Below are 14,345 nucleotides of genomic sequence, written 5' to 3'. Positions count from 1 at the left end.
CCCGTCGGGCCGTCGCTCACGGTCGCCGAGCACGGCGAACGCGGCTGATGTCGTATCCGACTCAGCTCCATAGGCACCGGGAGACATACCCACCGTGGAGCGGCGCCCACGCCAGGAACCCATCGAGTTGGCGGAGAGCTTCACCCACTGCCTGCTGAATCGAGAGGCTCACCGGCGCGCCCGGAAACGGACAATATCGCTGAAACCTTGTGAGCGGCACCGATGCTACGGTGGCTGACCAGGTCAGTACCCGACCAGGGCCATGACAAGCGACGACGCCGCGGCGGCCAGCAGCACTCCGCCCGCGCCGATCCCGACCGCCGCGCTCACCGGCACGGCGCGGGCCCGGGCCACCGGAACCGCCGCCAGCGCCGCCACCGTCACCAGGGCGGCGACCACGTGGATCAACGGATAGTCGAGCAGCGCCGCGGCCGGGAACAGGTGCACCCCCACCACGAGCGCGACCCAGACGGGGATCAACTCCCGGCGGCCTCGCAGGGCGAGCAGCCCGGCACCGAGTGCCGCGACGCCGAACTCGATGCCGACTACCAGGCCGAAGGTGCGGCTGGTGTCGGCGTCGAAGGCCGTCGGGTCGGACCAGCGGTGCCAGGTGAGAACCCCGCCGGCGATGGCGGTGAGCAGCGAGAGCACCGATCCGACGGCGAGCACCGGACGCCAGCTCCTGGGCGGCGCCTCCTGGGCCCAGCCGAACCAACTCGATGCGAAGAAGCCGAACACGACTGCTGTGGCCGACGCGTCCCGCACGTGCTCCGCGATCATGGCTCCCCCTCGGTGGTGCGGCGTCGGCGATGCCGTCCCCGGATCGGTCTCCCGGCACGACGGCCCGCCCGATCTTGGTAGATCCTTGCCGACGATCGGTGCCGGGCGGGCATCGGGGGCGGACACGAGCTGCTCAGGGTGCATCAGCCGATGTCCGGCAGTCGCGGGAAGCGATCAACTTGTCAGGGCGACGAACCGGACCGGTTCCTCCAGGACGGCCACCGCTCCGGACACGTCCGTGAGGCGTGCCGCGAGGGTCGCGCGGGCGAGCCGCTCGGGCAACGCGACGCTGAACTTCAGGCCGGCCAGGGCCCGCATGCTGACCTCGGGCAGGCAGATCCGCTGTGCCGCGTCGGCGACCAGGGTTCGCCACTCCACCCGGTTCAGGTCCGCACGGAGCCGGATCGTGTAGTCGTCGAACCGGTGCATCGGATCGACGACCTCGCTCAGGGTCGCCGTCAGGGTCGCGTTCGCCCGCAGTCCCGCCCACGTCCACCAGCTCAGGTCGCCGTTCGGCGCCCGGACGACGAGGCTTCCACCCGGGTGGACCACGGCGCTCCGATCGACGCGTTCGGCCGCCAACCGGTCCGTCGCCCTAGTGGTCAGCCGGACCGGCGGGTCCGCCCCGAGGAGGACGTCCCGCATCGCGCGGGTGAGCACATGACTCGAGCCCAACCAGCCCGTTGAGGTCCACCTGGCTCGGCCACCGCCGTCGGCCGGTTCCACGAAACAGCGCCGTCTACGCCAGTCGACATACGTGACCTTCCAGCTCCGCCCGCCGAGCAGCAGACGCCGGTCTCCCCGTGCCTCCTCGGTGAGGAGGCTGGGGTCGATCCGGCCCAGTTCCTGACGGCCGTGCAGGACGGTGAACTCGGGCGGTCCGGTGAAGACCGCCGTCATGTCCATGAAGTGCCGCCGGCCGAATCGTCGCTCCGCTTCCGGCCCGATGAACAGCATCCCGCCGTCGCTGTCGAGGTAGCCGTGGTCGAGAAGGTGACGGACGATCGGCTCGGCACCAGGGCCGAAGGGTGGGAGGGCGTTCCACGCCTGCGGCCAGAGCCGGTCACCGACCCGGTGCTCCTGCAGGCAGAGCGCGAGCATCTGCTGGGCGACGATGTGCCGGGGCTCGGGCGGTGGGACGACCGGCTCGACCCAGCCACGCCCCCAGAGCGACAGCAGGGCCGCCGCCCGGGTCAGCTCCTGCCCCGTACGACACAGGAACAGGCAGTTCCGGGTGCTGCCCGCGCGACGGCCGGTGCGACCGAGCCGCTGCAGGAACGACGCCACGGTGGCGGGCGCGTCGATTTGGATGACCCGGTCCAGGTCGCCGACGTCGATGCCGAGCTCGAGTGTGCTGGTGGAGACGATGACGCAGTCCCTCGCCTCCGCGAACGCCTGCTCGGAGCGGCGTCGCTCGTCGGCGGAGAGCGAGGCATGCGAAAGGAAGGTGGTCACCCCGCGCTCCCGCAGCAGCTGGCCGAGTTCCTCGACTGTCTGCCGGGACTCGCAGAAGACCAGGCGCTTCTCGCCTCCGTGCAGGGCGGTGATGACCTTCGCCGCGTTGACAAGTGAGCCGACGTAGTCGAGTTCGACCTGCCCCGGCGGCGGATCACCGACGACTCGGGGCCTCGCGGGCGCGACCATGTCGGGGGCGACGACCTGCCCCGGGCGGCTACCCGCCGCCGCTCCCTGCATCCAGGCAAGCAGGTCGTCCGGGTTCCCGACGGTCGCGGAGAGCCCGACTCGTTGCAGCGGCCGTCCGGTCACCCGGGTCAGCCTCTCCAGCACCGCGAGCAGGTGCCAGCCGCGGTCGTCCCCGGCGAAGGCGTGGACCTCGTCGACCACCACCGCCCGCAGCCCGGCGAAAAAGTCCCGGTGGTCGACGTTGACACTCACCAGCATGGCTTCCAGGGACTCGGGCGTGGTGAGCAGAATGTCGGGACGCTGCCAGAGCACCGCGCGCCGGGCTGCGGTGTGGACGTCGCCGTGCCAGAGCGCGACGGCGCGGCCCAGCCAGCCGGCGTACCGCTCGAGTCGGGGGTGCAGGTTGTTGAGCAGTGCCTTGAGCGGGCACAGGTAGAGCACCGAGGTGCCGGTCCAGCCCTCCCGCGCCATCCGCGACAGCAGGGGAAACGTGGCCGCCTCGGTCTTCCCGCCCGCCGTCGGGGCAAGCAACAGCGCGTCGTTCCCGTCGAGCAGCGGCCCGATCGCGGCCCGCTGCAGCGGGCGCAGCTCCGGCCAGCCGAGGCTGTTGACGACGTGGTGCAGCACCACCGGGTCGAGCAGGGCCTCTTCGTTCACAGGGTCAGGTCGACGTCGTCGGCCGAGGCGGCGTTCCGCTCGACCTCCGTCAGTTCGTCGGAGCGCAGCGTCAGCGCGTAGTGCTCCCGGGGACTCCAGTCGGCGAACTGGTCCACCCGGTCGAAGACATCGGCGACGAGCTTCTTGAGATAGACCCGGGGAGCGACCCCGACCTGACCACCCAGCCGGCCGGCGACGGCCCGGGCGAGTTCAGCGAGATAGTCGTCGCCGACCACGCCGGTGACCCGGTCGCTGCCGTAGATCTCGCGTACCCGTATTCCGAGTTGGACCAGGGCGGCCTCGGTGAACCCGGGGAGGCGGAGCTGGGTGGCGCGGGGGTTGTCCCAGCGCGGTTCCGGGCCGAAGTCGGTGGCGAGCCGCTGGGCCAGCGGCGCGAGCCGCTGCACGCCCTGTTGGCCGTCGAAGAACGCCGGGGTGCCGGTGATCAGCAGGAACAGGCCCGGGAAGCGCCCGGCGTAGATGTCGTCGACCAGTTGCCGCAACGCGTTGAGCGCCTTGTCGCGGGCGTCCGACCGCACCCGCTGCAGGGTTTCGACCTCGTCGAGGACCAGGAGCAGGCCGGGATGCCCGCTGTCGCGGAGCACCGTCAGCAGGCCCTGTAGGAAGCTGAGCGCCCCGAAGTGGTCGAGGTCACCCTTGACCCCGGCAGCCCGTCGCACCGAGGCCGCGACGTGGGGCTGACCGCCCAGCCAGGCGGCCAGCCCTCCGGCGGTCACCTGGTCGCCGGAGGCGATGGCCGCCCGGTAGCCGCGCAGCGCGGCGGCGAAGCCGGGTGTGCTCCGGGAGATGTCCGCCAGCCGGCGCTCGAGCAGATCACCGACTGCCCGGTCGAGCCCGTCCGCGTCGGCTTCGGCGGCCGTGCCGGCGGCCAGCACGTCCTCCTCAAGAGCGAAGATCCACCCATCGAGGACCGGACGCAGCGCGCTCGGGGCGAACTGCTCGGTCGTCAACTGTTCGACGAGCCGGCGATAGACGGTCTCCATCCGGTGCAGCGGCGTCTCCAACTCCGAGACCTGCACCTCGGCCACCGCGAATCCCCGGCGCTTCGCCCGCTCCCCCAGCCACCGGGTGAGAAAGGTCTTCCCGGCGCCATACTCGCCCCGCACGGCCTTGAACACGCTGCCGCCACCGGCGACCCGGTCCAGTTCCTCGTCGAGGGTGGAGGTGAAACGGTCCAGTCCGACGGCGAGTGCGTCCAGACCGTTGGCGGGCACCGCGCCCCGGCGGAGGGCGTCGACGATGTCCCTGCGCCGCCGGGCGCTGACCTCTACCGCCACAGGGTCTCCAGCCCGAACTGCTCGATCATCAGGGCGATGTCGAGCTTGGCGGTCTGCCCGTCCGGGTCAAGGGTGAGCACGGGATACCCCTCGACCTGCAGCAGGCGGCGCAGGGCGGTGAACGTGCCGGAAACCCGGTGCACGGGGACGCCGGCCCGGGTCGCCAGCGTCTCCAGGGTCGCCCGCCCGTTGCCGGCGAGCAGGGCGACGACCATCGCGGCCACCCGCTCGTCGGGCAGTGGCGCCCGGGTGCCCCGGCGGTCGGCGTACACCGGGCTGGCCAGCAACGCGTCGACGAGGGCCTTCGCGGGGTCGGCAGGGGCCACCGGTTCCGCCGGGGGCGGTGCGGCCGCCGTGACCGGCACGGGCAGGTCGAACAGGCCCTCGTCCTGCACAACGGGCTGGACAGGGCGGCGGGCGGACCGCCTGGTCTCCAACCGGGCGGGTTCACGGGACGCGGCTTCCGCAGCCGCCGGCCGCAGTGACTCCCGCCACCACTCGGGGCTGGACACCGGCGCTCCCGCCCACCCCGGGACGGCGGCCTCGTCGTGGGCGGCGAAGAGCAGCAACGGAATGACAGCCTCGGCGGGAGCCGCCCCGCCGTGGTACCCGGCCTTGCGCGGGCCGTATCGCAGCCCCTCCCGCCACGGCAGGATCACCTCCCCGGGGGAGAGCGCCACCCGGCTGCCCCGGAAGAGCAACTCGCCGTCGCCGGGCTGACCGGTCGCCGGTCGCCACCTGTTCTCGCTGGAGTCGGACGGCCGGAGGACCGCCTCCGAACCGCGGTCGACGACGTGGCCGTGGTCCGAGACCAGCACCACGATCCGGTCCTGGGCGACCGCGAGCAGGTCCCGCAGCCCGTTCACCGTGTCCGTGCTCCACTCGGTGGTACCGGGGTCGCTACGGTCCAAGGCGTCGTCGATGGTGTTGATGACGGCCGCGACCAGCGGGACGGCGGGGTCACCGATCGCGGCGGCCACCTCCGGGTCGACGGCCAACCCGGCCGGGGTCCGCAGGTCGGACTTGTGCAGCAGGACGCTTCCCGGGAAGTGGTCGCGGAACGCCCTCGACTCGGCGTTGCGGTCGCCCACGGCGAGCCGCCCGCTGAACAGGCTGCACCGGTTGACCATGGTGACCGTCGGCAGGGCCGCGAGGACAGCGGTCCGTGGACCGCCGCCCGGGGTCAGCTCCGTCCAGGCGCCACCACGGCCGAGGGAGTCGGCGATCTCGATCCCGGCGGCCGTCCCCATGCCGTCGAGGACGAGCAGCAGGACCCGGCGGTCGTTGTCCAGGATCGGGCGGACCACCCGGTCCAGGACGTCCTCCACCCGCAGCAGCGAACCGGGTTCCCGCTCGGCGCCGGTCATGTCCTGCAGCAGTTCCGCGAACTCCCGGTCGTGGCGGGCACGGCGGGCGTCGACCGCCGCGTGGAGGAGCCGGTACGCCTGCGCGACCTGCTGGTCGACGTCACCGGCGAAGACGTCCAGCCGGGCGCGGTCCACCCACCCGTCGTCCCGGACCTGCCGGTGCACGGCGTCGAGCATGGTCGCCGGGGCGGGCCCGTCGGGCGTGGCCAGCCAGCGCAGGAGCCGGACGGCCATCCGGGCGGTCTCCACCCGGGCGCGTTCCGCAGACCGGTGGGCCTCGACCTCGGCGAGCCGATCCTGTGCCTTCTCGATCAGGTCACCAGCGGGCGCGGCGGCCCCGGCGACCGGGACGGCGAGCCGTACCACGGCCCCGAACGCCCGCATCCGCTGGGCGAAGCCGGCCGGGAGCAGCGCCGAGGCGGCGAGGCGGCCGGCCACGTCGACATCTGCCGCGATCTCCTCCGCCCGGCGCAGCAGCCGGCGCGCGTCGTGTCGCACGGCGTCGTCACCGTCGAGGGCTCGGTAGATCCACGCCTCGGCGGCTTCTCCGAAGGCCGTCGCCTGGCCCTCCGTGAGTCGGGTGCCGCCGAAGCGCGGTTCCAGCCGGGTCCGGGCGACCGCCAGTTCCACGTCCGCTGACTGCTTCGCGCTCCGGGGCCACAGGACCCCGGCGAGCAGGCCGAGCGGGATGGCGTCGACCCCGTGACCGGCACGGACGGCGGCCAGCACCGGTACGGCGACCGGCCCGGCCACCTCGGCGAGGAATCCGGCGATCCCCTCGGCCCAATCGGTGGGCAGCTCGACGAACCGCAGTTGCGTGGGCGCGTCGGTGCTCCACTGCAGGAGCCCGGCGCCGTCCAGCTCGTCGGGGTCCAGGCCGAGGACCGCCCCGGCCAGGTGCCGCAGCGCGTGGTCCCGGGTCAGGATCAGGCCGGCCGGTGGGGCCCAGCCCTCGGCCGGTGCGAGGTCGGCGAGCGCGTCCGCCACCCAGCGACCGGTGCGCACCAGGGTGGAGTCGAGCCGGACCTGACCGCCGAACACCTGGGTGACCAGGTCCCACGCGTCAACGCTGCGGCCCTTCTGCATGCTCACGTGGGCCAGCAGGCCGTCGCCCAGCTCCATGTCGGTGAGGTCGGTGAGCAGCACGAGCTTCTCGTGGACGGCCCGGTCGGCCAGCGCGGCCCGCGCCGCGATCGGCGTCCGGCAGGGTACGACCCGCACCCGGGTGTCCCCGACGGTGAGCACCGGTTCGTCGGTCCACTCGGGACGGGCGTGCAGCACGATGGCGTCAGCGTCGTCGTCCCGTTCGGCGAGCCACGACTCGACCTTGCGGCGTACGGCCGCCGGACGGACGGCGGCCCGGGTGACGCTCACGGCCGCCGCTCCGACTCCTCGGTCTGCCAGGTGACGGTGACCCGACGCCCGGCTGTGACCTCGGCCCGCAGCTCGCCGACGAGCCGGCCGAGGCCCGCATCGTCGGCGACGACGGTTTGGCGGGCGGCGGGCGGCGGGGTGACCCGGTTGTTGGGGTCACGCGGGGGCGGGATGACGACCTTCGGGTCGGCGGGCGGCGTGACGATGACCGGCACCGGGTCCACGGGCGGCGTGACGATGACCGGCATCGGATCCGGCGGCACCACCCGGTTGATCTCGGACAACAGCGCGGCGGCGGATCCGACCGCGTTCTGCAACGCCGTGACCAGGTCCGATCCGTGGTGCTCGTCCCGGGCGGAGGTGCCCAGTTGGTCGATGATGGCCCGGGCGCGGCTGTCGGAGTCGACCCGCAGCTTGACCGCGCTGATCAGGGGCCACTGGGCGGCGGCGAGGGCCGCACTGAGCCTCTGCGCCTGCTTGAAGACGCTGCTCGCGGCCTGCCCGTCCAGGCCGGCGAGGCGCTCCTGCCCCTCGGCGACCACGCCGACGAGCACGACGTCGTCGCGTTCCTGGACGACCTCGGCGAGAAGCCGGGCGACCCTTCGGGCGGTGGCGAGCCGGCCGGTCTGCGCGCCCACGTCCAGGCCGAGCAGCTCGGCGTGCTCCTCCAGTTTCGTGACGAGGTCCCGGGCGGAACTCTTGTACGTGGTGGCGACCTGGCGGATCTCCGTCGCCAGGGTGCCGAGGTTCGCCGGGTTGCGGAACCTCGGCAGGACCAGCCCGAAGAAGGGCTGCCCGAACTGCACGGCGGCCTTCCACGTCTCGTCGTCCGGCATCGGCGGGTGCCGCAGCTCGAAGCGGTCCTCGACCCCGTTGGCCGCGATGACCTTGATCTTCCCGCCGTGGTCGTACCAGCTGAGCTGCTGCTCGAACGCGAAGACGGCGATGATCAGGTTCTGCAGCTCGCGGTCGAAGCCGCGCCGCTTCGGCACGTCGAGCCATTCCCGGAGCCGGTGCACCGGGAAGTGGTCGCGGTAGCCCTCCTTCGCCGCCTCCTGCAGCAGGTGCCGGCTCCAGTGGCAGGTGCTGATCGTGAGCACGTACCGGTGGTCGACCAGCTCGCCGAGCTGCAGCGGGTTGCAGATCCGGCGGAGAACCTTCTGGTCGGCGGGCGTGTCGACGGAGACGCCGTGGGTGGGGTCGGCGGCGGCCCGCTCGGCGTACTGGAACACCTTGGTCAGGTCGACGCGGGTGAGCGGCTTCTCGTCCACGGGCAGGGCCGGCGCGCCGGGGTACGACCAGTCGAGCAGCTCGGCGGTCAGGTTCTTGAACGCGTCGACGAGCGTCCCGCCCCGGGGGTCGCCGACGCGCAGCCCTTCGGCGAGGGTGTGCAGCACCCCGACGGTGTCGTCGTGCACGTCGGAGGGCTGCGGGTTGGCCGCCCCGTACGCCTGCTTGAGCGCGGTGATCAGGCCGTCGCGGAGCTGGGTCTGCCGCTGCAGCAGGTAGATGCGGCCCTGCTGCCGGTCGGCCTTGGGCCAGTCGGCGGCCAGGGTGTTGAGCCGCTCCCCCGCGCCGCCGACCCCGAGCAGGTAGTTGATCTTCGCAAGCTGGGCGACCCGGCCCATCATGTCGTCGGTCAGGTAGAGCGGCAGCCAGAACACGGTGTTGGAGCCCCGGGGCAGTTCCTCGATCCGGGCCCGGTCGGCGCTGCGCGGGTAGTCCTGCGGGTCGAACGGGTAGTCGATGACGATCCGCCATGACTCACCGGGGGCGAGCAGCGCGGCGACCGGCATGGCGTCGGGGTCGCGGACGTTGCCGAACTTCACCTGGACGATGTGCCGCCGCCCCCGCCAGTCGCGCGGCTGCTGCAGCTCGCCGTGGCTTCCCTCGCTGCCGGCCAGGCCCATCTCGGCGCTGATCAGCTCGCGGAGCAACTGCTGCCGTACCCCGGTCGAGGTCTCGTTGAGCGGAACCAGGTCCAGCAGCTTGTCGAAGTCGACGGTGTGCAGCTTGAGCGACACCACCGGGTCGGAGCCGTCGGCCAGGTGCAGCTCGCCGGCGTCCTGCTCGATCTTGCGCAGCCGGTTCAGCACCATGGTGTTCTCGTAGCCGGGGATCGGCGAGGCGATCGAGCCGAAGTTCAGCGCGTGCAGCTTGGCGGCGGTCAGGTTGTGCAGCGCCGGCACCTCGGGCACCAGGGCGCCGAGCAGGATCGTCTTGACCAGCTTTTCGTCGAGCTGGAACTGGGTGTTGGTGGCCGCCTTCCCCTCGTCGATGCCGTTGAGGGTGAGCAGGATCGGGCGCAGCTTGCGCAGGTAGAGGGTGCGGGCGGCGTCGAACTGCTGGCGCAGCTTCGGCCGGTCGGGCAGCTCGCCGTGCAGCACCAGCGGGTCGAAGAGCGCGGCCACGCCGATCAGGTCGTTGACCCGCAGGGTGTCCCGTCGGTCGACCAGCAGCTCGGTCATCACCTTCAGCGCGGTCCGCTCGCGCTGCAGCGCCTGGGACAGGGCGACCAGGGTGGCCACCAGGGCCGGCGAGAAGGGGTAGAGCTGGCGGAAGGCAGTGGCGTCGGACCCGATGCCGGCGTCGCCGTACTGCGCGCCGAGCAGCAGCGTGTCCCACACCTCAGAGTTGTGCCGCACGGCGGCGAACGCGTTGTCGATGACCGCGCGGGCCGCGTCATCGTTCGGCTTGAGCAGCCGCCCCTCGGTGATCTCGGGCAGGTTCGTGTCGGCGAGGAGGATCTCCCCGAAGCGACCCTGCACGCTGCGCATGACGTGCGCGAGCGCCTCCCGCTCGGTGCCGCCGACCTGCGGGCCGAGGAACTCCTCCAGGTTGCGCTGGCGGGCCACGAAGGAGACCAGCGGCAGCGGCCGGGACGCGTCGGCGGACTCGACCAGCTTGTTGAGCTTGGCGCCCTCGGTGTTGACGAAGGTGTAGTCGGCGATCCGGCCGGAGAGCCAGAGGATCAACTCGTCCAGGAAGAGCACGATCGCGTCGTACCCGAGGGCCTTCGCGTGCCGGGTGATGACGGCGAGGCCGGTGTCGAGGTCGAGGTACTCGGCGCTGTGCACCGCGCCGCTGAAGAAGGTCTCGGTGAGCGCGCTGACCAGGGCGTCGCGGCCCCGGGTGCCGGGCGGCTGCGCGGCGGCCTCCGCGTACCGCTGCGGGGTCCAGCCCTCCGCGCGGGCCCGCAGCGCGGCCAGGCCGCCCCCACCGCCCGCGCCGGGCCCGGAGCCGCCGCCCAGCGCCGCGAAGAACTTGTCGTCACCCATCGCCTCGCGCAGGCCGGCCGCGTCCTTCAGCAGCGCGTCCGACCGGTGTACGGCGGGAACCGGCGCGTCCGGGTGAGCCGCGGTGACGTGACGCAGGTAGCCCTCGAGGATCGCCTGTTCCACGGAACGCGCGTCGAGCATGTGCATTGTCAGGGTGAGAAACTTCCGCCCGGGGAGCCAGGAGTCGGCGGCGACCACCGGGCCCTCCAGTCCACTGATCTGCCGGGCCTTCGGGGTGTGCGCCAGGATCTCCCGCAGCACCGCCATGAAGTGCGACTTGCCGGAGCCGAACGAGCCGTGCAGGAACATCGCCTGGGACCGGCCGGTGGTGACCGCGTGGCCGATCCGGCGCAGCGCCTCGGCGAAGTTCTCCCGGAGCTGGTCGGTGACGACGTAGTGGTCCAGGTCGGCACCCTCGGCCGCCTTCACCACGAAGTCGCCCTCACCGACCGACGTCGGAATCTTGATCAGGTCGCGCAGCAGCGTCACCGGTGTTGCCTCCAGCCTCCCCAGGGTGCCCGACAGGTTACTCATCGACCCGAATGCTCGGGTACCGCCCCGGATGGCCAGATTGCGGTCCGGTTGACGGGATCTCAGGGACCCGATGACGGGCATGCCCGCCGATCGTCCGAGAAGGCGCAGCTCAGCGCGGCGACAGTGGGCAGCACAGTCAGCAGCAACCACGAGAAGAGTCAGATTCTGGACAGACCTAGCCTCCGGACATCAGGCCCGGGTCAGAGGCTGGCGAACTCAGGAAATCCTTCCAGCTCGGTCGCGGCCGGCATCCTGTCGAGGATGGCGTCGATGGCCTCCACCAGCTCGGCCGTGCCATGCGCCACGTGAACCCCGGGCCGGTCGGCGAACGAACGCGCCCAATCGTGTCGCATCACCTGGCTGGTCAGCACCACCGGACGGCCGTGCTGGAGGGCGAGTCGAGCCTGGATCCGGGCACCGCTGCGCTCGCCGGCCTCGACGACGACGGTGGCGGCGGCGTAGCCGCTCATCACCGCGTTGCGCATCGGGAAGCTCTGCTTCGTCGGGGCTGCGTCCGGCCAGAACTGGCTGATCACCAGGCCGACCTCAGCGATGTGCTCCTGCAGTGCCCGGTTGACGGCCGGGTAGTGGCGACGGATGCCGGTGCCGATGACCGCGACGGTGCGCCCCCCGGCGGCCAGCGCCGCCTGGTGGGCGGCGGTGTCGATGCCCTTCGCCAGGCCGCTGACCACCGTCACGCCCCGAACTGCCAGCGAGGTCGCCACGGAACGGGCGATCGCCACCCCCCGGTCGCTCGCCTCGCGGCTGCCGACCACCGCGATGGCTCGGGCGTCGGGCCGGAGATCTCCCCGCGTGAACAGCAGCGGCGGCATCTCCCGGATGTCGCGGAGCTGGGCGGGATAGTCGTCTTCGAAAAAGGCCCGCACCGTGATGCCCTCGGACTGCCATGCGGCCAGATCGGCGGCGGCAACCTCGACCAGCGAGTCGACGGAGCGCTCGTCGGGGAAAAGGGTGTCCGCCTGCCCGACGACCCGCCCGAGCACGCCGAGCGCGCTGCCGGTCTCCTGAACGTCGTGGGCGGCGTCGGACCAGCCCATGTCGGGCTGCCACAGCAGCGCTACCAGCGCCGCCCGCTCCGCCATCGCCCGGTCCATGGCCCCCGCGTGGCCCGTCAATCGGGGATCCGCAGGTCGGGGCCTACGGCGACAAGGCGGACTCCCCCGTCGTCGTGGCGGTGGACGGCGCACCCGGCCCTGGTGAACCGGGCGGTCACCGTTTGCCCGGCGTGCTGGGCGGCCAGCCGCAGCAGGGCCGGCACCGGGTCGGCCGGCAGTGGGCGGGGAGCCGACTGCGGCAACGGGACCGCCGCCTCCGGGTCGGTCGGACCGGTCTCGGGGAGGGAGGCGTCGAGGCCGTCCAGGCAGTCCACCACGGCCGCCTCCAGGCTGGGCCGGCACGGCAGGTCGTCGGGGCGGACCGGGGCGGCCAGCGATCGCAGGTCGACCGACCAGAGCAGCCCGTGCGCCCGCAGCGGGTCGGCCGGGTGCCCCCGCAGGTCGAGCATGCCCACCACCAGGGCCAGGTCGAGGCCGTGGGCGAGCCGGAGCAGCTCGGCCAGCGGGGGCGCGTCGGGGCGTACCGCGGCCACCAGCAGGCGCGCGGCGGGCAGCCCAGGGCGGACGCTCCCCCACCGGGTCCGCGCCCGCCCAGGGCAGGGTGACGTAGCCCTCGCGCACGTCCGGCGGGATCTCGTGGCCACCGTCGGCCTCGGTGAGGTCCTCCGGGCGTACCCCGAAGCCGGTCGCCCACGCGCCCAGCCGGTAGCGGCCGGACAGCCGCACCGACGCGCGCCCGTCCGACTTGTTACCGGCCAGCGTCGCCACGTCCGGCGCTCCCGCGTGCCAGGCCAGGTGCACCACCCGGTGCCGCAGGTCGGTGATGGTCACCAGCACTGTCCGGTGGAGGCGGCGGGTGCCGCCGCAGGTGACGCAGGACAGCCCGGACGGGCGGCAGTCCGGACAGGGTCGCCACGACACCGGCTCGCCGAGCCAGGTCGGGTCCGGCGGCTCGGCGAGCCGGCGCAGCGGCACCCGCACCCGGCGGACGACCTGGCCGGTGGGCTGCCCGACCAGGGTCTCGACCGCCTCGCCGTGGCCCAGGCCGGTGTGCCACCAGCGCCCGTCCCGCCAGACGGCCTGCGCACCGGGCAGCCCGCCGCCATCCGCCGGGCCGGCGCAGTCGGCGTGGACCCGGCGCTCGATCCCGGCCACGTCGGTCGCCGTCGGGTGAAGGGGGCGGGGCAGGTCGGGGCGGAGCATCCGGGCGGGGGCGCTGCGGCCTCGCTCACCGAGCCCGGCCAGCGCGCCGGCCATGTCGGTGGCGGCCAGGGCTGCCGACAGGTCCGCGTGGGGCTCCGTCGGCCCGGTGGGCACGGGCGAGCCGGGCACCTCGTACCGGACGTCCCAGCGGAGGGCGTCGCCGTGCCGGCGGGCCTCGACGACCAGGTCGAGCAGGAGCAGGTCGGCCAGCGCGCAGAGCCGGGCCAGCCGGGCGGCGGGGTCGAGCGGGGGCGGCGCGGTCGACCGGCCCACCAGCACCCGCCACGCCGGCCGGGCGGCCTCGGCGACGGCCCGGCCCTCCAGCTCGTGCCGCTCGTCCGCCGGCAGGTCGGGCCGCCAGGCCGGCGGCAGCCGTACGGCCAGCGGGTCGACGGCGGCGGCCACGCCGGTCGCGGCGGCCAGCTCGTGTACCCGAGGGGTCAGGTCGGCCACCCAGTCACCCGCCGGGTCCGGGCGGGGGTCGAGGATGCCGGGCGCGACCAGGTGGGACGCGACCGCGCCCGTGTCCAGGTTGGCCACGGTCAGCACGAGCTGCGCAGAGCGGCGACCGCGCCGGCCGCAGCCCGGGCAGGCGATCGCGATGGTGCCGGCGCCCCGGCACAGCTCGCACTTCCGGTACGGCACCCGGAGGGCGTCCGCGCCGCCGGGCGGACCGTCGTCGGCCAGGAACCGGTCGCCGTAGCGGGTGCAGCGGCAGGGGTCGAGGCGGAAGGTCACGCCGTCGCAGTCGGGGCAGGCGACGGTGGGTGCGCCGGTCACCGGGGCGGCCGGCCCGTGCAGGGCCCGTCGTGGTCGGTGCGGCGCACGCAGCGCGTACGGTCCGGCAGCGGCAGGTCGCAGAAGACCCGATGGCGTACGCCCTGGTCGTCCTCGGCGGAGACGGTCGTCTCCCCGGCGTCCACGTCGGGCAGGAAGGTCACCGACCGGGCCAGTGCCCCGGCGAACCGGCGGGCGGCGGGCAGGTCGGCGGCGGTGAACGGCAGGTGCGCCACCCAGCGCGGGCTCACCGGCCGGCCGCCGGACTCACCGACCCGACCGAACACGGTTGACGAAAAAGCGCGCGCACGACAGACCCACTCCCTCTCGGACGGCTGACTGGATTAGCAATTGATG

General features: G+C 73.3%; 7 protein-coding genes. All 7 read right to left on the bottom strand.

The features are described 5' to 3' along the window. Positions 1-243 precede the first annotated feature (243 nt). The 7 genes from OG617_RS20990 to OG617_RS20960 all read right to left on the bottom strand — a co-directional run bounded on the left by OG617_RS20990 (position 244) and on the right by OG617_RS20960 (position 14,239). A complete protein-coding gene (locus OG617_RS20990; RefSeq protein ID WP_405094751.1) occupies positions 244-780 on the bottom strand; it encodes a hypothetical protein in 537 nt (178 codons plus the stop codon). 174 nt (positions 781-954) lie between these two features. Further along, positions 955-3,081: a DEAD/DEAH box helicase gene (locus tag OG617_RS20985; RefSeq protein WP_405094750.1), complete on the bottom strand. Its 2,127-nt coding sequence runs from the start codon at positions 3,079-3,081 to the stop codon at positions 955-957. Continuing rightward, the gene (gene brxD / locus OG617_RS20980) at positions 3,078-4,379 is read right to left on the bottom strand and encodes a BREX system ATP-binding protein BrxD (protein WP_405094749.1); all 1,302 of its coding nucleotides are present in this window, start codon (positions 4,377-4,379) and stop codon (positions 3,078-3,080) included. Before brxD ends, OG617_RS20985 begins: the two co-directional genes overlap by 4 nt. Further along, positions 4,370-7,120, bottom strand: coding sequence for a BREX-2 system phosphatase PglZ (gene pglZ / locus OG617_RS20975; protein WP_405094748.1), 2,751 nt, complete (start codon positions 7,118-7,120; stop codon positions 4,370-4,372). The genes brxD and pglZ overlap by 10 nt, the downstream gene beginning before the upstream one ends. Next, complete coding sequence (locus OG617_RS20970; protein ID WP_405094747.1) at positions 7,117-10,932, bottom strand: phage resistance protein; 3,816 nt, start codon at positions 10,930-10,932, stop codon at positions 7,117-7,119. Before OG617_RS20970 ends, pglZ begins: the two co-directional genes overlap by 4 nt. Before the next feature lie 200 nt (positions 10,933-11,132). After that, positions 11,133-13,991, bottom strand: a complete 2,859-nt coding sequence (locus tag OG617_RS20965; RefSeq protein ID WP_405094746.1) for a DNA-processing protein DprA — start codon at positions 13,989-13,991, stop codon at positions 11,133-11,135. Continuing rightward, positions 13,988-14,239: a hypothetical protein gene (locus tag OG617_RS20960; protein ID WP_405103857.1), complete on the bottom strand. Its 252-nt coding sequence runs from the start codon at positions 14,237-14,239 to the stop codon at positions 13,988-13,990. The genes OG617_RS20965 and OG617_RS20960 overlap by 4 nt, the downstream gene beginning before the upstream one ends. Between the last annotated feature and the right edge of the window lie 106 nt (positions 14,240-14,345).

The organism is Micromonospora sp. NBC_01412 (assembly GCF_045040215.1).
GTDB classification, from domain to species: Bacteria; Actinomycetota; Actinomycetes; order Mycobacteriales; family Micromonosporaceae; genus Micromonospora; species Micromonospora rubida.
Note: the sequence above shows the minus strand (reverse complement) of the source record. Positions and strands in the feature narration are given on the sequence as shown.